We start from the raw sequence: 17,389 nt of genomic DNA on the forward strand, positions 1-17,389 counted from the left end.
GAGGATAGGCTAGAGCCCGATGTTCCATGATAGAAATCCTCGCCTGGCTTGTCATCGTGCCGCTGGCTGCATCGCTCTTATATCTTGGCGCCGAGCTGCTTCTCGGCCTCTTTCCGCTCGACACGGCGAGCGGACCTCTTTCGCCGCCGCCGCGCATATTGCTGCTCGTCCCAGCGCACGACGAAGCGGCAGGGGTCGGAGCGACTGTCATGGCTTTGCGGACCGTCGTCCCTGCCGCGGACATTCTCGTAATCGCCGACAACTGCCGCGATGACACCGCGGCCGCAGCGCGCGCAGCGGGCGCGCGAGTGGCCGAACGCGACGATCCCACACGTCGCGGCAAGGGATATGCGATGGCATTTGGCCGCGACCAGGTCGCTGCGGATCCGCCCGATGTCGTAATCATCGTCGATGCCGACTGCCGCCTTTCCGCTGGCAGCGCCGAGCGCCTCGCTGCGCAAGCGATTGCGCGCGATAGACCGATCCAGGCGGCGTATCTCATGACCGCCAACGGCGACGCATCGCCCCTGGTCGCCGTGTCGAACTTCGCAGTGCTCATTAAAAACGTGGTCCGTGCGCGCGGCCTTGTCCGCCTTGGTGGCGGGGGGCTGTTATTTGGCACCGGGATGGCATTTCCCTGGCCGCTCTTCCGCACCCTTCCGCTAGCGACGAGCGATGCGGTAGAGGATCTTGGTCTCGGCCTCTGGCTAGCGCGTCAGGGCATCGCCGTCGATCTCGACGAACGCTCGCAGGTAACGAGCCCCGCTGCAGCGCTCGCGAGCAGCCGAGCGCAGCGCAGCCGTTGGGAGCATGGCTTCCTGCTCACCGCATCCCGGCAAGGCCTGCCCTTGCTGGCCGGCGGCATCGCAGCGGCATCGCGCCACCGCGCAGCGCTTGGCGCCCATCTCCTCGTCCCGCCGTTGGCGCTGCTGATGCTGCTGGCCTTGACCGGGCTCGCCGTCGCGGGCGCAGCGGGCGCCGCGTCGGGGCATTGGCTACCTTTTCTCATTCTTGCGGCCGCCTTCACATTTGCCGTCACCCTGCTGCTGGTAGCCTGGTGGCGCCATGCACGGCGCGACCTGGCACTTGCGGCACTCCTCCGCATTCCATTATATATGATGTGGAAAATACCGATTTATATCGGTTTTTTTACCCGTCGCCAGACTGGCTGGAACCGGACGCGGCGGCCAGGCGAGGAGGATTGATGCGTCGCCAACGCCACCAGATCAAAAATATCCTCGGCCCGTCAACAAGGTAACGGCGCCACAGGCGCCGGGGCTCGCGGAGCAGGCGGTACAACCATTCGAGACTGGCGCGCTGCATCCATAGAGGAGCGCGGCTCTTCGCTCCGGTCATGAATTCCAGCGACGCTCCGATGCACAGCGCAACCCCGCGCGCCTGGCCGCGCGCGGCGATCTCGGCGCAGACGATCTCGCTTTGCGGGGCGCCGATCGCCAGAAATGTGACATCCGCAGCAGTGGCTTCAACATAGTCGGCGATCGCGGCGCGCGCGGCAGCGCTGCGCCTTACTCCCATCGGCGGCTGGTGAAAGGACCAGGCAAAGCGGGGGAAGCGCGCGACAAGCTCGCGGTGGAGGGCGGTGTCACCGCCGACAACCGCGATCTTGCACGGCGGCAATGCCGCCTCGAGCAAGTCGCGCGTCAAATCGCTTCCCGCGACCACCGGCAGCGCCATCCCGGACCAGCGCGCAAGCCGGGCCAATATCCGGCTATCGCACAGGCACAGCGCGGCGGCCTGGTAACTTGCGACAAGTTCAGGATCGCGCGTGCGGTGCAACTGGACGATATGATCGACATTGGGGGTCACGACATAAGCGAACGCCGGAACTGCGGCGAGCGCTCCGACGCGCTCGGCTGCCGCCGCCCGCGTCAGACGATCGAACTCGACCCCGAGAAACGCGCAGCGCTCCCTGGCAATGGGAGTCATCGCATGACGATCCGGCCAAAAAGGCCGTTCGGCGCTGCCTGGCCAGGGAGAAAGTCGATGGCGTACAGTGTCGCGGCGTCGGCGAGGCCAGCTTCGGCGGCCTGCTGGCACGACGCGTCGAACCGCTGGCAGCTATCGCGGTAGAGGCGCCAGCCGCTGAGCAGCGCGGGGGCGGCATGGGTCAGGCGGCGGGCCACCGAAACCGCCTCTCGCTCCATCCCCGCGCGTGCGAGCCAGTCGAAATAGGCGCGCGCCAGCTCTGCGTCCTGTGAATTTGCGGCGATACCCTGCCGCCACATGCGGCGGGCATTCTCCATATCCTCGCGGCGCGTATAGGCGTCTGCGGCCAATATCCAGGCCCGCTTCTGCCCAGAACATTGGCTGGCGGCCACTTGCGCCGCGCGCTGCGCGTCGGCGACGGCGCCCCGCTGCAGCGCGGTTTCGGCGCGCACAGTCAAGGCAAGGCAATGGGTGTCGTCTGCAGCGATGACCTGGTCGGCGAGGCGCCTTGCTTCAGACCAGCGCGCCTCGCGCGCCGCAATCAGTGCATCGAGCGCCTTGCGCTGACCGCGGTCAAGTCCTGCAAGCAACTGTCGCGCTGCAGCCAGGCGGTTACGCTCGGCCAAAAACTCGGCGGTCGCGAGCCGGGCTGCCATCGATCCGGTGGTGGCAATGGGCGCCAGGCTCGCATCGGCAGGCCCGACGTCGCCATATTCGCGCCACAGCGCGAGACTCTGCGCGATCCGCTCGGCAGTGGCTTTGGGGTCGGCCAACGCCGCAACGATCAGGCCGCTCCCATCGCTTGCGCGCCCGTCCTTGAACGCGAAATTGGCTTCATCGAGCCGCAGATCGGGATCGCCCGGCGCGAGGTTGCGCAGCAGCGCGAACTGGGTGCGCATCCCCGCAGCGTCGCGCATGACGCGGTAGACTTCGAGCCGCGTCGCCACGACCCCCAAAGTATTGGTTTTCGTGACACCGAAGCCCGAAAGCACTTGCAGCGCCTCTTGCGGTGACCCCTTGCGGACCGCGATGCGCGCTTTGAGGATCACTCCACCTTCGTCGTTGGGGTCACGCGCCAGAATGCGGTCGGCAATGCTATCGGCCTCAGCAAAGCGTTTGCGGATGACGCCATGGAGGCCGCGCACTAGCAGCGCGCCGGGCTCGTCGGGCGTCAGCGAGAGGATGGCATCGGTCGCCTCGATGGATTCACGCAAATTCCCGGTCTGTAGTCCGAGCTGCGATACTGCCTGCAGCGCCTCCAAATTCGTCGGATCGAGCGACATCGCGTCGCTGTAGGCACTGAAGGCGCCCGACCGTGAGCCGGCTGCTATTTCGATGCGGCCGCGCAACAGATGATATTGCGGCTCGTCGTCGCGTTGCTCGATTGCCTCCTTGATCGCGAGCCGCGCTTCGGCGATGCGGTTCTGACCAAGCAGGTTCTGCGCCAATGCGGCGTCTTCTGCGGCCGCGACTGCCGAGCCGCCGCAGCCCGCAAGTGATGCGGCGGCGGCGAGCAATAATGTGCCGACGGCAATCTGGATCAGGGGCAACGGGAGCTTCCCAAACTGGGTCAAGGTGCGGAGTTCCTAGGGTTAACAAGCTAGCCAAAAACTTTAGAGCATCTTATAGACACGGCGAATTAACTGTCGACCGCTCAATAAGGTACACTCGAATGATCAGACGCTCGCTCATGATGGCGCTCGCCGCCGCAACAACGATGGCGTCGAGCGTGCAGGCGCAGCCCGTCAGCAGTCCGGCGAGCCAACCGCGGCCTGGGGCAGCCGGCGCCGCCGCTGCCCCGCCCTCCGCCGCGTCGACCTACCGGATCAACGCCGGCGATGAACTGGAAGTCTATGTCTGGGGCGAAGAACGTTTGCAGCGCAAGGTCAAGGTGCTGCCCGACGGTACGATTGCCTTCCCGCTGGTCGGCCAGATCGTGGTCCAGGGTTTCTTGCCTGCCGACGTCGAACGGCTGATTACCACCGGCCTGAGCGCCCAATATGTCGGCGCGGTGCCGCAGGTCACCGTCTCGGTTGTCGTGCCGTCGGGCATGCAGTTTTCGGTGATGGGCCGGGTCAAGTCGCCCGGCACCTTCAGCCCCGGGCGTTATATTAACGTCCTCGAAGCGCTGAGCATGGCAGGCGGCCCGGCAGAATTTGCCAATCTCGACAATGTACTGATCATCCGCAAGTCGGGCAACCAGCTGCGAACCCTCAACGCGCGGCTTGCTTCGCTGTTCAAGGTGGGGACCGATTCCCGCGATGTGGCGGGCGGTAACATTTTACAAATCGAAACAGGCGATACGGTAATCGTTCGCTGATGGAGCAAAGGATTCGTCTGTTGAAGAACCTCGCTTCTTCTATGATCGCTGCGGTCTGCGCGTGCAGTGCGTCGATGGCTTTTGCCCAATCACCGCCGGAGATGACGCTCGATGTGTCGGTCGGGGGCGGTATTACGTCTAACCCGTTTCTCGACAGCAATGGAAAAACTTCGGGATCGGCAACGATCGCCCTTTCCCCGTCGGTCTTTGTCGAGGACGAGCTCGGCGAGACACGGCTCCGCGGCGATTTACGGCTAACCCAATATTTACAGCGCTATGGCAGCGATATTGCAGGAGCACTCGAAGCGACAACCGTCCGTAAGCTAGACGAACGGACGCAATTGGAGATTGGCGTTTCCGCGCGCACCTCGAGATCTGCGCTCGGAAATGGCCTGATCTTTGCGCCGACGCCGGGCGAGATTCCCGGTCCGCTGGTGCCGCCGGTGAGCCCGATCCTTGACACCACGATTGCCGGAACGCGCGCGCGCACGACGAGCATCGGGACGAACATCGGCATCGCCCACGAGCTCGACGAACTTAGCGGCCTCAACGCGGGCGTCGAACTCAATGGAACCTATATCGGCAACGATGCCGGTTTCGACTATCGCAGCGCATCGGCCAATTTGGGGTATGAACGCAAGCTTTCGCCGCGCACCACCGTGACGATGGGAACGCAAGTCGGGGGCGTCGATTATCTCGGCCGACGCACGGGCGACAGTCTGATCGTGTCGCCGCGCGTCGGCGTGCAACAGCAGCTCAGCGAACGCATGAACCTGATTGCCGACGCGGGAATTTCATTTGTCAGGACGGCGGTAGTCGGCGGTCATAGCGAGCGTGTCACCTTCGCAGGCAGCCTCGGCCTTTGCGATCGCGGTCCGAACCGGTCGCTGTGCCTGTCGGCCAGCCGCAGTGCGCAACCGACCGCGCTCGGGGGCGTCTCGACGGTCACCACCGCCGCGCTGAGCTATGACGCACGGCTCAGCCGGGTCGATCGGCTGGCGCTCGGGGCACGTTATGGCCGGACCAACGAGGATGGCGCGGGGCTGCCCCTGGTGCGTGTCACCGACTTCGTCGGCGCCTCAGCCACCTATAGCCGCGATATCAGCGAACGCATTGCACTGACTGTCACGCCAAGCTACGCGAAATTGTTCGATGATCTGCAGCCGCGCCGTGCGAATTACGCAATCATGTTTGGGCTGACGATGAAGTTCGGAAAGCGGCGCTAGTGGACGAAACCCTTTACGATCCCCCGCTCGACGACAGTGCAGCGGGCGGCAATTTCCTTGAGCAACTGCCCGTCATCCTCTGGCAGCGCCGCTGGTTCATCATCATTCCCGCAGTCATCGGCATTGTCGGGGCTATCGCGGCCGCGCTGCTGATTCCGCCCACTTATCGGTCGAACGCGATCATGCTGGTCGAATCGCCGCAGCTCCCGAAAGAAGTGCTGGGGCTCGACGGCGGCGACATGATTGACCGCCGCGTGGCGGCGATTCGCCAACAAATCACGGCGCGTCCCGATCTGATCCAGCTGATCGAGCGCCACGGGCTCTATACGAGCGCGCGCCAGAGCAAGCCGCTGTCGGAAGTGCTCGATGACATGCGTTCTGCGATAACCCTTACGCCTGCCGAAGCGATTCTGCCGGGACGCAGCACGGATAGCCGGACAATTTCGTTCGAGCTGGCGTTCGAATATTCTCAGCCGGCGCAGACGCAGGCAGTTACGCAGGACCTCATGGACCGGGTGCTCCAGCTCGACGCCCGCGGCAGCGCCGAGCAAGCCACCAACACCGTCCAGTTCCTCACCGACCAGTCGGCCGGGCTCGAAACACAGATAGCGGCGCTGCAGTCGCAGATCGCTCAGATCAACGCGCGCAACGGCAGCGCCCTGTCCGGTGGCGGCGTCATCATGGGCGGCGGCACTGGCAGTTACGACGTCCAGATCGCCGCCTTGCAGCGCGAAAACCAGTTGCTTATCCAACAGCGCAACGTCGCGCAAACGAGCGATCAGCGCGACCCGGTGGTCGCCGCGGCCGAACAACGGCTGGCCAGTGCCCGCTCGGTTTACGCGGACACACATCCAGACGTGGTGATTGCGAAGCAGGCTCTCGCCGAAGCAAGAAAGCTGGCCAAATCCAACAGCGAAAAGCTGCCGCTCGACACGATCGACGAACAGATCCGTTTCAACAACGAACAAATTGCAGCGCTGCGCGCCGCAAAAGCTGGTGAAACGGCGCAGATCAATTCGCAGCTCTCGGCGCAGGCACGAGCCCCCCTCGTGCAACAGCAAATCAGCGAACTGCAGCAGCGGCTCAATGCCCTGAATGCGCAATATGATGAGGTCCAGAACCGCCTGTTGTCGGCCCGAGCCGGGGTGCGCGCGGAAGACGAACAAATGACTGAACGGCTTTCGGTTGTCGAACCGCCGGTCATACCCGACCAGCCGAGCTGGCCCAACCGCTGGCTGATCGCTGCGATCGGGATCGGCGGCGGCCTCGGCCTCGGCTTCATCCTTGCGCTCGCGGTCGAGTTGCTGCTCCGTCCGATCCGCGATCCCTCGGCGCTTAAGTCGATCTTCGGCGCGCCGCCGCTCGGCATTATTCCGATTATCGAGGTCACGACGGTCCGCCGCGTCGGCTGGCGCCGCTTCATCCCGTCGCGCGCCAAGCGCTGATGCCCAACGTCCGAAGGTTCCCCCATGGCTGACGCCGAACTGACTACCGCAATCAACCCGGAATTTGTGACTCTGGCCAGCCTGACGGAATTTACCCCGCCGGTCACCGAGATCAGGAAGCACCGGATCATCGGCTTTGACAATCGCGACGCGCGCGCGCGACCGTTCAATCTGCTGCGCACCAGCTTTGCCAAGAAGCTCAAGGAAGACGGGCACCGCCTGATCGGCATCACGTCGGCGACCCCGGCGGCGGGCAAGTCCTTCATGTCGATGAACCTTGCGAGTTCACTGGCGCGGGTGGTCGAGGAACCGATATTCCTGGTTGACCTCGACATTCGCAGGGCTTCGCTCGCCGACGAAATCGGCCTCGTCCCCAAACATGGCATCGAGAGCTATCTTGAAGGAACGATCGACAGCCTCGCCGGAATCGGCCGTCGCATCGATGGGACCAGTCTCGGAATATTTCCGACGATACGGCGCTCGCGCAACACGGCCGAGTTGCTCGCCGGCGAGCGCTTCGCGCAAATGATAACGACGCTCCGCGATCGCAGCGAGGCATCGATCGTCCTGTTCGACCTGCCGCCGGCTTTCGCCAATGACGATGCGATGATCAGCCTGGCGCAGCTCGACGGCTTCGTGCTGGTAGTCGATGCGGGCAAGACAACGCGCCGGCACGTCCAGGATGTGATGGCGATGCTGTATCCGACGCCCTGTATCGGCACCATCCTGAACCGCTATCAGGGGGGATTGGGCGACAGCTATGGCTACGGCTATGGTGGGCCCAATTACAGCAAATATTACGAACGCGCCGCGAGCGACGATTAGCCTCCGTCGCGCATGGTGATATTTCTTTTGAAATCTGGCGCTTCCTGCTCCACTCTCGATTCTTTGTTAAGCCGTTTACAAGCTATGTTTCACCTTGACGGGGCTGACAAACCCCTTTCGAGTTCAAACGAAGAACCTGGCGAGCCAGCCAGTTTGGTCAGCGGCGATGTCGTCTCTGGCCACGGCTCCTCTCCGAAAACGTGCCGCGCCCGTATAAAAATCAGCGTCGGCTACGAGCAGCAAGAGCGTGGGCAAGGGCTGGATCAAGCAGGCGATCACTCGCGGTCAGTCCTGGCAAAGCGGCAACGACGCCCGACCCGGCGGTCGGACCAAAGTCAGTTGCTACGGTCGCAACTCCCCTCCCCTTATTTCCGCAAAGGATAGCGATGACGTCTCTCCATCTGAATTCGCTCTGGGTCGGACCGCGATTAAATTATCTTGAGCGCCTTTGCCTCGCCTCGGCCAAGGCTGCCGGCCATGATTTCACGCTGTGGAGTTATGACCCTGCTGCCCTCGACGGGGTGCCGCCGGGAACCGATTTGCGCGATGCCGCCGAGGTGATGCCACGCGAACGCCTTCTGCATTATCGTGACAGCGGTTCAGTGGCACTCGGCGCCAATCTGTGGCGCATCGAACTGCTTGCCAAGGGGCTCGGTTGCTGGGTCGATATGGATTTCATTTTCTTGCAATCGCTGCCCGCCGATTCGCCCTACCTCTTCGGTCTCGAATATGAGGGGTGGATCAATAATGCGGTTGTCTACGCGCCGGCGGACTCGGCGCTGGTACACGACCTGCAGACCATTCCGCGTGCCAATCTGGTGCCGCCCTGGTGGGGACCGCGGCGGCGGCTGCATTTTTTGTGGCGACGCTTACGCGAGGGGTTGATCGAGCTCGAGGACTATCCGTGGGGCACGTTCAGCGCCGGTCTGCTCACATATGCGATCAAGCGCAACAAGTTGATGAGCTATGCGCGGCCACCCGACGTTTTCTACCCGGTCCGCTACAAAGATGCGCTTGCGCTTTACGAACCCGCTGCAACGGTCGAAGCAATGCTGACGCCGCAAACGGTGGCGGTTCACATGTGGCATTCGCGGCTCCAAGGGCTGCGTGATGCCCCGCCGGCGCCCGGTTCGTTCATCGACGAGATGTGCCGCCGGTTCGCCGTAGATACGGATGACGCCGCTTAGTAAGGGCCGGCGCAGCCGCATCATTTGAAGGCTGCCATCGACCGGCAGCCTACCCCGCATATGGAGACTGCTGGTTCGCCGGCCCCTGCCCCGCATTGCAATCGGCGTTCCGCATAAATGGGGCCGCCCGACCACATGGCGGCCAGCAAATCCTGTTTTTGGCTGCCGACCAAAAACTTCGGTGACTTTTTTGCACGCTTATGAAATAAAAATCTGATGAACCCGCGCACGCTCAAGGCCGTCGCCCGAACGGCATTCACCAAGCAGATGTTTCAGCAACTGCGTCTTGCGGCGATCTCTCATGCGAAGGCAGAAGCCGGTATTTGCCCCGCTTGCGGTCATGAAGGGAAGTTTGGCCCGTTTGGAATGCCGTTGCGGTCGGGAGTTCAATGTCCGAAATGCTGGTCGCTCGAGCGCCAACGACTTCTTGCGCTCGCAATACAGCGCGGCGACATCGAAATCCGTGGTCGGACGATTATCCATTTTGCGGGCGAACTCAGTGTTACCCGGCTCATTCAAGCGAAGCTGCCGGCGCGCTATCAAGTTTCGGAATATGAAGGCGACCACGGCGATCTGCGCCTGGACATCGAGAACATTGACCTGCCCGACAATTCGGTGGACCTCGTCATCGCAAATCACGTGCTCGAGCATATTGACGACCGCAAAGCGCTCGCCGAAATTTACCGCATCCTTCGCCCCTGCGGCGATTTGGTCTGTATGTTCCCGATTGTCGAAGGCTGGACGGAAACCTATGAAAACCCGGCAATCACCGATCCCATCGGGCGAGATCTGCATTTCGGCCAGTTTGATCATGTACGCTATTATGGCAGCGACGTTCGCGATCGTATTCGCGGCGCGGGTTTCAAACTGCGCGAAATCACCGCAGGCCCGCACGACGTGCTGCGGCATCGGCTAAGCCGCGGCGAAAAGATATTCATCGGCCGAAAATAGCGGGGACCACGTCTGTCAAGCGACGGCGCATTCTGCGACGACCGACATCCGGACTTGCGGAGCCACGGTGTGCGGCGACGCCGCGCACGAGACGGTGCCGTCAGGTCGCGTCAATCTAGCAGTTTACCTTCGAAAAGGTTGACAAGTCGCGCCGCGGCATGATCGGCAAGAAACTCGGCCACCACGCGCTGGCGTCCGGCCTCGCCCATCGCCGCCCAATCGCCGCGAGCGGCGAGCAATCGCTGTAGAACCGCCGCCAGGTCGCGCCAGTCGGAGGGCGCAAACAAATATCCCGACTCGCCCTCCTCGATCAGTTCGGGGATACCAGCGACGCGGCTGGCAACAACCGGGCGACCAAGCGCAAGTGCCTCAATCAGCACGACGGGTAGCCCTTCCATGAGGCTCGGCAGGACGAGGATATCGGCCCGGGCTATTTCGGCGAGTGTGCCGGCTTCGGGCAAACCGCCGACAAACTGGACACGTTCAAAGAGCCCCAGATCGCCGACGCGTGCCTGTATGGTGGCATTCAACGGACCATCGCCCACGACAACAAGTTCAAATGCGGCTCCCGATGCCTTGAGCACAGCCAAGGCATCGAGCAGGCCAAACAATCCCTTCTCGGGCGACAGGCGGCCGACAAAGACGAGCCGCGCTGGACTGCTCACGCTGTGCGCGGCTGGCGCAGGCAAAGCAGCGACGTCGATCCCGCAGCGAACGATGGTCATCTTGGACCAGTGCTTGGGCGCTGCATGGCGCATGGCCTGTGCGCGCATGAAGTAACTCGCGCAGGCGACAAAGGAAGCCCGCTCGAGCTTTTCGGCAAGGAGCAGCCCGGCGGGATAATCGGTTTCGGAAATGCCGTGCAGCGTCAGGCTCCACGGCAGCTGCGCCACATGCGCGGCGATCATTCCGACCGTGGCACCGCTGTTGGCGAAATGACTGTGTAACCGCGTCGCGCCAGCTGCGACAAGGAGTCTTGCCAGCAACAGGGCTTCGATAAAGTGAAACTGGGCCCAGAGCAGAGCTTTCCAGCCAGGGGCACGGTGGCGCAGCGAAAGCAGCCAACCCGAGGCGAAACGGTTCGGTCTGCTCGCGAGCGCCCAGCCGAGCGCCGCGATATAGGCGAAGGGCGAGCGACCGAGCAGCGCGGACGCCGCGCCGCTGTCCGCGACACTGCGCCGGACGCTGAACGGCAGGACATCGACGCCTAATTCGCGGAGCGCCGCCACCTCACGCCGCACGAAGGTGTGCGACGGCGCGTCATATTCGCTGACCAGATAGGCGATGCGGCTCATTTGTAGAAAATCGCGCCTTGTTTGCGGCGCGCGAGCCGGCTGAGTGCATAGCGCAGGATACCTGTGGCTTCAGCAATTTTGCCGACGAGCAGATGGCCGCCACGGCGCAGACCGCTCCGCTTCGTCAGACGCGCCAGCTGGAGCAGCCACAGCAGCGGTCCCGCGGCCAAGCCCGCAGGTCCGACCACCAGCGCGGCCGCGAGGCTCAGCGCCGCGACGCCGACTGTCCACAGCAGGGCACTTATCAGTTGGCGACCGTAGAGCGGCGGGTTCGAACCGGTACGCGTCTTGTGCCATACCTGCGCAAAACCGAAACCGCTCCGGACCGTGCGCAGCCACCATTGGCGGGGGTGGTGCATGTCGGCGTCGTGGATCGTCATCGGACAATCGATCCGCCAGATCCGCCAGCCCAGGTCACGCAAGCGATGGCAAAGCTCGGGTTCCTCGCCCGCGATAAGGGCAGGATCATAGCCGCGCACCTGCGCCAGCGCCGCGGTCCGAAACATCGCATCGCCGCCGCAGGCTTCGGCGGCTCCGACCGCGGTATTCCATTCGTCGTCGCACATCTGGTTGTAAAAGCTGCGCTCGGGGTAGCGCTCGCGACGACGACCGCAAACCGCGGCCACCGCGGGCTCAGCGTCGAGAAAGAGCGCCGCCGCTTCCAGCCACCCGGTTTCGAGTTCGCAGTCGCCATCCACGAACTGGACATATTTCAGCATCGGCCATTCGCGGAGCAAAAGGTCGCGACCCGCATTGCGCGCACGCGCCGCAGTAAAGGGAATCGCCAGGTCGAGTTCGATTACCATCGCCCCCCTCGAGCGGGCGAAATCGGCGCTGCCGTCGCTCGAGGCGCTGTCGACATAGACGATGGGAATGCCGGCGGGGATTGAATGCAGGCATTGCTTGAGGCGTTCGCCTTCGTTGCGACCAATGGCAATCACGCCGATGCTGGCATTTTTATTCATGCGCGAAGGTCCCAAGTTCGCACTCCGCCACGGCAATGCCGCCATGCGCGGCGGCGCCGGGGCTAACAAAAAGCCATGGCGGTCGTCCATTCCAGTCCCCGCCGCACGACACGCGCGCGGCCTGTAGTGGGCGGCTAATAGGCATTTTTATGCATCACAACCCGCGCGGTTTTGAGCATGATCATCACATCGAACCACAAGGACCAGTTGGAAAGATATTCAAGGTCGCAGCGCACGCGCCGGGCCAGATCGTCAGCATGTTCGGTCGCACCGCGAAAGCCGCGTATCTGGGCAAGGCCCGTTATCCCCGGCTTCAAGGCGTGACGGAGCCAATATTGCTGCGAAGCGCGCCAGAACAATGCGTCGCCCGCCAACGATCCGAGGGCGTGGGGCCGCGGTCCGACCATGCTCATCTCGCCGCGAAGGACGTTCAGCAGCTGGGGCAGTTCGTCGATGCTCGTGCGGCGAATGATTCGCCCCACCCGGGTAATCCGGTCGTCGACGCGTCCGGTCGACCGCCGGCCGTCGGCATCGCTGTCTTCGGCCCGCATCGATCGAAATTTGAAGATCCGGAACTGGCGGTTACCCTGACCAACGCGCATCTGCCGGAAGAGGATTGGCCCGGGGCTTTCGAGCTTGATTGCCACGGCCACGACGAGCAGGATCGGTGACAGGATCATCAGAGCCAGGCTGCCCACCACAAGGTCCAGGGCACGTTTCTGGATGCGGTTCATGAAGTTCAGCGGGCCGCGCGAGAGAATGATGGTGTCGCGATCATCATATTGCCCGATTGCGACAGCGCCGTGGAGATGATCACGGTCGAGCAGGATTTCGCCGCCGACGTCATGCCCCTTGAGGAAGGTCGCCCAGGCGGGGCGATGGTCGAACTGGCACGCCACGATCACCCGGTCGTACGGTGCGATCAGGCGCGACAAGGTGTCGATCATGTCGGGTCGGTCAAGATCGGGCCAGAGTCCGTCGGCGCCGACATCGACGACCGCCGCATAGGGTTCAGCGCGAACGCTGAGCCCGTCGAGCAACAGAATTGTCGATAGCACCGCCTCGCCAATCATTTTCTTGGCAATGACGTCGATCAGGATCTTTGACGCGACGATGAAGACGGCTGCAGCACCAAAAGTCACGGCGAAGCCGAGCCGAGAAATTTCCTCAGCCTTGAACAGGAACCCCATGCCGATGATGACAACCGCGGTCGCGCCGAGCGCACCGAGCGAGCGCTGGATCGCGGTCAGCCGGTTGGCGAGGGTTTCGCTGTCCTGCGCCTCGCGCGCGATTTCGAACATAATGAACAGCGGCAACGCCACATAGATGATCGAATGGCCGTCGGCGGCGAGCCAGCGCTCGTCGCGCCATTGCAGCGCAATGACATAGCCGCCGATCAGCGAGAGGATATCGAGCAGCAGCGACAGGCAGTAGAGAAAGCTGCGCTTGTCGCGCGCGCTCGACAATATGCCGCGCTCATGTGCTGACGGATCGACGACACGCAGTCGCGCGCGCTGTTCCTTGATCAGGTCTGGTTTCAAATTATTCACGCCCTTGTCCGTCGCTAACAGCAGCTCTAAACGCAAAAGGTGCATATTGCGTTGCAACAAAACTCGGGCGCAATCCGAACCCGCCGCTTGCCGCCAGGGCGCTGGTCGCGAGCAGCACCGAACCAAAGCGCCGCATCATGCCGGTGCGCCCGCCGCGGCGAGCGAACCGGACAGGGCCATCACCGCGATCTGACTGGGGCGCGCCTCGGAGGGCACCAGTCGCTCACCCCGCATAAAGTCAGGTAACCAACGCGCTCGCGCGGCCCGCGCAAGCGCGGCGGGCAGATGTGCAGGGAAGAAGTTGCAGTAAGAAGCGGTGAAGGGCGTCGCCGCAAAAATGGCGCGCACCCAACCAGCGAGGCGGCTGGAGCCAATCGACGCCACCGACGGGCCATCATCGCATACCACGGTCACCATCAGCCCTCGTCGCCCTCATCATGCGCTCGCAGCGAGCGCATCACCCTTTTAACGAGGATGGCGCAGACTTTACAGGACTGAAACGACATTGTTAAGTTCGGACTGCGGCCCGGAACGGGACGACTATCAACAGTCGCTGGCCTATTTCAGAAACGGCATCGGGACTTTGAGGACCTTGAAGATATAAATGACGACGGCGACAAACAACACCACCGCCGGCGCATGATAACCTTCATTGCCGATATAGTTGACGAGCGCACAACCGACTGCCGGAGGTGCATATTGCCAAAGATGGTCGCGCGGTTCCTCTTCCGCCGAGCGCTGCAATAGCAAGGTTACAAGCCCTGCAAATGCAAATACGGTAATCCAGTCCCAAAATGTTTCCACCGCCTGCCCCTCCTTCACTGGCCATGCGGCCTTTTCGGCTGCAACTTCTCGCTGCAGCCTTATCGAAGGATAAGCCTAGCAGGTGGACAAGCGGCCGGATAGACGGGATTTTTGCTCGAATCGGGACAGTCGACAGCCCGCCGAAGCAAGGACCGCGCCAAGGCCCCGCGCCAATATCGAACAAGTTTGCGACGAAGGCACTTAGAAAGGCTCTTCTTCTTACACGCTGAGATCGTTAGTCTCCTGCGCCATGAAACCGATCCGCAAAGCCGTCTTTCCCGTCGCCGGTCTCGGCACCCGTTTCTTGCCGGCGACCAAGGCGATCCCGAAGGAGATGCTGCCGATCGTCGATCGCCCGCTGATCCAGTACGCTGTCGACGAGGCGCGCGAGGCGGGGATCGAGCAGATGATCTTTGTCACCGGCCGCGGCAAGAGCGCGATCGAGGATCATTTCGACATCGCGTTCGAGCTGGAAAAGACGATGTCCGAGCGCGGCAAGGATCTGTCGGTGCTCGAGCCGACACGGCTTGGCCCCGGCAACTGCGCCTATGTCCGCCAGCAGGAGCCGCTGGGCCTCGGCCACGCGATCTGGTGCGCGCGCGCGATCGTTGGCGACGAACCCTTTGCGATCTTCCTGCCCGACGAGTTCATGCACGGATCGCCCGGCTGCATGAAACAGATGGTCGATGCCTACCACCAGGTCGGCGGCAATCTGATCTCGGTGCTCGAAGTGCCGCGCGACCAGCTGTCCTCCTATGGCGTGATCGCCCCCGGCGCGCGCGATGGCTCGCTGACCGAAGTCACGGGGCTGGTCGAGAAGCCCTCGGCGGCCGAGGCGCCGTCGAACCTGATCATCTCGGGCCGCTATATCCTCCAGCCCGAAGTGATGCGCGTGCTTGAGGGACAGGAAAAGGGTGCGGGCGGCGAGATCCAGCTGACCGACGCGATGGCGACGATGATCGGCACCCAGCCGTTCCATGCCGTGACCTTTGATGGCGCGCGCTACGACTGCGGGTCGAAGGCCGGCTATATCCAGGCCAATCTGGCCGTCGCCCTCGAACGCCCCGACATCGCCGCCGAGGTCCGCGCCTTTGCGGTCGACCTGCTGAAGTAGACCGGCGGAGGCGCCCTGCCCCCGCCGGACCGGCGATTATTCGCCCTCGATCTTCGTTACCGCTTAGTTGCAGAGAAATTCGGCAACAAAGTAGGTGACCCACGTCCAAGCGACACTCTGGCAAGCAATCTTGGTCGAGGAGAATGTCGCCAGCCGCGCCACGGCAAAGCCGAAGCAACGCGGAGCGCTACTGAGTGGTCAGAGCAGGCCCGACCCTCGTGCCTAGGGTTCCCAACCGTTCCCAGCTCAAGCCCCGAGTCGCGGTTGCAGATTGCGAGTCGCGGCGGCGAATCGGCGGCCAACGCACTTGAGAAAAATCCTCCACGCAGAATCTTTTTCGACTGCGCGATTGATCGGCTGCAGGCGAGGAAGTGAAATTGAAGGACGCCTGCGGGCGGCGTTCGAACAATATATTAGGTAGGTGTAATGACGTTTGTTACGCTAAACCTCTCCGCTCAATTAGACATATCTGCCGCCAAAGGTGGCGGAATCCGAACGGTTTTGTTCCTCACGGAGCAGCGGCGCGATTGCCCATTCGCGTGCCGGGGCGCACAATCTCGTGCACTTCACCCTGTCTCATGGTGCCTTTTCTGAGGCGCCTTTCGGCACCCTTCGTGTCAAAACTCTTGTTCCATTTCTAGACAAGCCGCAAAAAAATCGCCGCCGATGATTCGACTCCTCCGGTTAAATGGTGTTAAGAAATCCTTATCAAGCAACATCGGGATTATGGGTCGCACCTAATTTCAGGGAGGAACGCGACATGCGTAATTTTAGTAAACTGGCCTTGGCGGCCTTATTGATTGGAACCAGTGTCCCGGCTTCGGCTGCGGTCACGATTTGCCTCGGCGGCGGATGCGCCGCTCAGCCGGACTCGAACGTCCTGCTCAACACGGGCCAAACGGGAACGTCGGTTCAGGGAACGCTGAACAATGCGCCCGGTACGGTCACCCTCACCTCGACCGAGTCGCTCAGCCTTCCCGCCAATGGCGCGGCGCGCGTAAGGGCGACTGACGGGATTCTCAACAATCCGCTGACCTTCAGCTTCGACGACGGCCTGATCAGCGCGCTCGAGTTCAACATCAACGCGCTGACCGACGGTGATGTGTTCTTTACCTTTGCCGGCGGCGACAGCGACGGTCAGGTGACCTCGCTGTACGACATTGGCAGCAATGGTCAGAACTTCTTCAATGCCTTCAACGGCACCTTCAAGAGCGTCACGATGACGTTCGGCGACGGTGCGACCGTACAGGATGTTCGCCAGTTCCGCATGACCGCGGCGACGCCGATGGCGGCGGTTCCCGAACCGGCGACCTGGGCGATGATGCTGTTCGGTTTCGGCGCGATCGGTTTCGGCATGCGCCGTCGCCGTTCGGACACGCTCCGGGTGCGTTTCGCCTGAGCGCTCGCTCCGGCGCATGATATTGGGTGAAAGGCGTCTCGTGACATAATCTTGTCCCGCAGACAACTCTTGAAACCCCCGTCTTCGGCAGCAGCGCCACCCCTAACCGGCGCTGCTGCCGAAGCTCATTTCAAACCCCGCAATTTCGCTAGCATGGCTCGGCACTTCACCGTCTGGCGAGTGCCTTGAGGGTTTGATGTTCACCTGCGGAGATCCGCCCACATCTTGCGCTAGAATTCCAATCGAACGGCGCTCTCTGCGCATCCCGCTTGCCCCGATCTCCGAAACAAAAAGAGCAGCGATTGCCGCGACGCACATCGTCTTGCCCTTTCGGAATTCAGATCTGGCGCAGCATTCCCGC

The 17,389-nt window shown here is 62.6% G+C and carries 16 protein-coding genes; 9 read left to right on the top strand and 7 right to left on the bottom strand.

Going from position 1 to position 17,389, the window contains the following annotated elements; genetic code table 11:
- Positions 1 to 26: 26 nt before the first annotated feature.
- The gene (locus CDQ92_RS08005) at positions 27 to 1,205 is read left to right on the top strand and encodes a glycosyltransferase family 2 protein (protein ID WP_088440880.1); all 1,179 of its coding nucleotides are present in this window, start codon (positions 27 to 29) and stop codon (positions 1,203 to 1,205) included.
- Here CDQ92_RS08005 and CDQ92_RS08010 read toward each other — a convergent pair.
- A complete protein-coding gene (locus CDQ92_RS08010; protein ID WP_088440881.1) occupies positions 1,150 to 1,947 on the bottom strand; it encodes a WecB/TagA/CpsF family glycosyltransferase in 798 nt (265 codons plus the stop codon). The two genes, CDQ92_RS08005 and CDQ92_RS08010, sit on opposite strands and share 56 nt — an antisense overlap.
- Positions 1,944 to 3,497 (bottom strand): tetratricopeptide repeat protein, encoded by a 1,554-nt coding sequence (locus CDQ92_RS08015; RefSeq protein ID WP_144035714.1) that lies wholly within the window; start codon positions 3,495 to 3,497, stop codon positions 1,944 to 1,946. The genes CDQ92_RS08010 and CDQ92_RS08015 overlap by 4 nt, the downstream gene beginning before the upstream one ends.
- A gap of 122 nt (positions 3,498 to 3,619) precedes the next feature.
- Between CDQ92_RS08015 and CDQ92_RS08020 the strand changes: the two genes are divergently transcribed.
- From CDQ92_RS08020 to CDQ92_RS08045, 6 genes are all read left to right on the top strand, one after another.
- On the top strand, positions 3,620 to 4,267 hold the full coding sequence (locus tag CDQ92_RS08020; RefSeq protein WP_229667156.1) for a polysaccharide biosynthesis/export family protein: 648 nt from the start codon (positions 3,620 to 3,622) through the stop codon (positions 4,265 to 4,267).
- A gap of 20 nt (positions 4,268 to 4,287) precedes the next feature.
- A complete protein-coding gene (locus CDQ92_RS08025) occupies positions 4,288 to 5,493 on the top strand; it encodes a hypothetical protein (RefSeq protein WP_158213796.1) in 1,206 nt (401 codons plus the stop codon).
- Positions 5,493 to 6,938, top strand: coding sequence for a GumC family protein (locus CDQ92_RS08030; RefSeq protein ID WP_088440884.1), 1,446 nt, complete (start codon positions 5,493 to 5,495; stop codon positions 6,936 to 6,938). Before CDQ92_RS08025 ends, CDQ92_RS08030 begins: the two co-directional genes overlap by 1 nt.
- Positions 6,939 to 6,962: 24 nt before the next feature.
- Positions 6,963 to 7,763, top strand: coding sequence for a CpsD/CapB family tyrosine-protein kinase (locus CDQ92_RS08035; RefSeq protein WP_088440885.1), 801 nt, complete (start codon positions 6,963 to 6,965; stop codon positions 7,761 to 7,763).
- Positions 7,764 to 8,149: 386 nt separating this feature from the next.
- Positions 8,150 to 8,950 carry a hypothetical protein gene (locus CDQ92_RS08040; RefSeq protein ID WP_088440886.1) on the top strand — a complete coding sequence of 267 codons (801 nt, stop codon included), beginning with the start codon at positions 8,150 to 8,152 and terminating at the stop codon, positions 8,948 to 8,950.
- Between the two features lie 216 nt (positions 8,951 to 9,166).
- On the top strand, positions 9,167 to 9,901 hold the full coding sequence (locus tag CDQ92_RS08045) for a class I SAM-dependent methyltransferase (RefSeq protein ID WP_088440887.1): 735 nt from the start codon (positions 9,167 to 9,169) through the stop codon (positions 9,899 to 9,901).
- Positions 9,902 to 10,011: 110 nt separating this feature from the next.
- On the opposite strand, the gene CDQ92_RS08050 is transcribed toward CDQ92_RS08045, so the two are convergent.
- The 5 genes from CDQ92_RS08050 to CDQ92_RS08070 all read right to left on the bottom strand — a co-directional run bounded on the left by CDQ92_RS08050 (position 10,012) and on the right by CDQ92_RS08070 (position 14,515).
- A complete protein-coding gene (locus CDQ92_RS08050; protein WP_088440888.1) occupies positions 10,012 to 11,196 on the bottom strand; it encodes a glycosyltransferase family 4 protein in 1,185 nt (394 codons plus the stop codon).
- The gene (locus CDQ92_RS08055; RefSeq protein WP_088440889.1) at positions 11,193 to 12,161 is read right to left on the bottom strand and encodes a glycosyltransferase family 2 protein; all 969 of its coding nucleotides are present in this window, start codon (positions 12,159 to 12,161) and stop codon (positions 11,193 to 11,195) included. The genes CDQ92_RS08050 and CDQ92_RS08055 overlap by 4 nt, the downstream gene beginning before the upstream one ends.
- Positions 12,162 to 12,295: 134 nt before the next feature.
- Positions 12,296 to 13,711, bottom strand: a complete 1,416-nt coding sequence (locus CDQ92_RS21805) for a sugar transferase (RefSeq protein WP_272897556.1) — start codon at positions 13,709 to 13,711, stop codon at positions 12,296 to 12,298.
- 135 nt (positions 13,712 to 13,846) lie between these two features.
- Positions 13,847 to 14,128, bottom strand: coding sequence for a hypothetical protein (locus tag CDQ92_RS08065; RefSeq protein ID WP_088440891.1), 282 nt, complete (start codon positions 14,126 to 14,128; stop codon positions 13,847 to 13,849).
- Positions 14,129 to 14,269: 141 nt separating this feature from the next.
- Positions 14,270 to 14,515, bottom strand: coding sequence for an XrtV sorting system accessory protein (locus tag CDQ92_RS08070; RefSeq protein ID WP_088441472.1), 246 nt, complete (start codon positions 14,513 to 14,515; stop codon positions 14,270 to 14,272).
- A gap of 250 nt (positions 14,516 to 14,765) precedes the next feature.
- Between CDQ92_RS08070 and galU the strand changes: the two genes are divergently transcribed.
- Positions 14,766 to 15,629 carry a UTP--glucose-1-phosphate uridylyltransferase GalU gene (gene galU, locus CDQ92_RS08075; RefSeq protein WP_088440892.1) on the top strand — a complete coding sequence of 288 codons (864 nt, stop codon included), beginning with the start codon at positions 14,766 to 14,768 and terminating at the stop codon, positions 15,627 to 15,629.
- A 760-nt stretch (positions 15,630 to 16,389) separates the two neighbouring features.
- Positions 16,390 to 17,028, top strand: a complete 639-nt coding sequence (locus CDQ92_RS21620) for a PEPxxWA-CTERM sorting domain-containing protein (protein ID WP_088440893.1) — start codon at positions 16,390 to 16,392, stop codon at positions 17,026 to 17,028.
- The last annotated feature ends 361 nt before the right edge of the window (positions 17,029 to 17,389 follow it).

The sequence above is a fragment of the Sphingopyxis bauzanensis genome, from assembly GCF_002205675.1.
GTDB classification, from domain to species: Bacteria; Pseudomonadota; Alphaproteobacteria; order Sphingomonadales; family Sphingomonadaceae; genus Sphingopyxis; species Sphingopyxis bauzanensis.

What these genes read in the sequence shown, in the direction of transcription:
- CDQ92_RS08005 (WP_088440880.1), top strand. Translation starts at nt 27, where the DNA reads ATGATAGAAATCCTCGCCTGGCTTGTCATCGTGCCGCTGGCTGCATCG.
- CDQ92_RS08010 (WP_088440881.1), bottom strand. Translation starts at nt 1,947, where the DNA reads ATGACTCCCATTGCCAGGGAGCGCTGCGCGTTTCTCGGGGTCGAGTTC.
- CDQ92_RS08020 (WP_229667156.1), top strand. Translation starts at nt 3,620, where the DNA reads ATGATCAGACGCTCGCTCATGATGGCGCTCGCCGCCGCAACAACGATG.
- CDQ92_RS08035 (WP_088440885.1), top strand. Translation starts at nt 6,963, where the DNA reads ATGGCTGACGCCGAACTGACTACCGCAATCAACCCGGAATTTGTGACT.
- CDQ92_RS08040 (WP_088440886.1), top strand. Translation starts at nt 8,150, where the DNA reads ATGACGTCTCTCCATCTGAATTCGCTCTGGGTCGGACCGCGATTAAAT.
- CDQ92_RS08045 (WP_088440887.1), top strand. Translation starts at nt 9,167, where the DNA reads ATGAACCCGCGCACGCTCAAGGCCGTCGCCCGAACGGCATTCACCAAG.
- CDQ92_RS08050 (WP_088440888.1), bottom strand. Translation starts at nt 11,196, where the DNA reads ATGAGCCGCATCGCCTATCTGGTCAGCGAATATGACGCGCCGTCGCAC.
- CDQ92_RS08055 (WP_088440889.1), bottom strand. Translation starts at nt 12,161, where the DNA reads ATGAATAAAAATGCCAGCATCGGCGTGATTGCCATTGGTCGCAACGAA.
- CDQ92_RS08065 (WP_088440891.1), bottom strand. Translation starts at nt 14,128, where the DNA reads ATGGTGACCGTGGTATGCGATGATGGCCCGTCGGTGGCGTCGATTGGC.
- galU (WP_088440892.1), top strand. Translation starts at nt 14,766, where the DNA reads ATGAAACCGATCCGCAAAGCCGTCTTTCCCGTCGCCGGTCTCGGCACC.
- CDQ92_RS21620 (WP_088440893.1), top strand. Translation starts at nt 16,390, where the DNA reads ATGCGTAATTTTAGTAAACTGGCCTTGGCGGCCTTATTGATTGGAACC.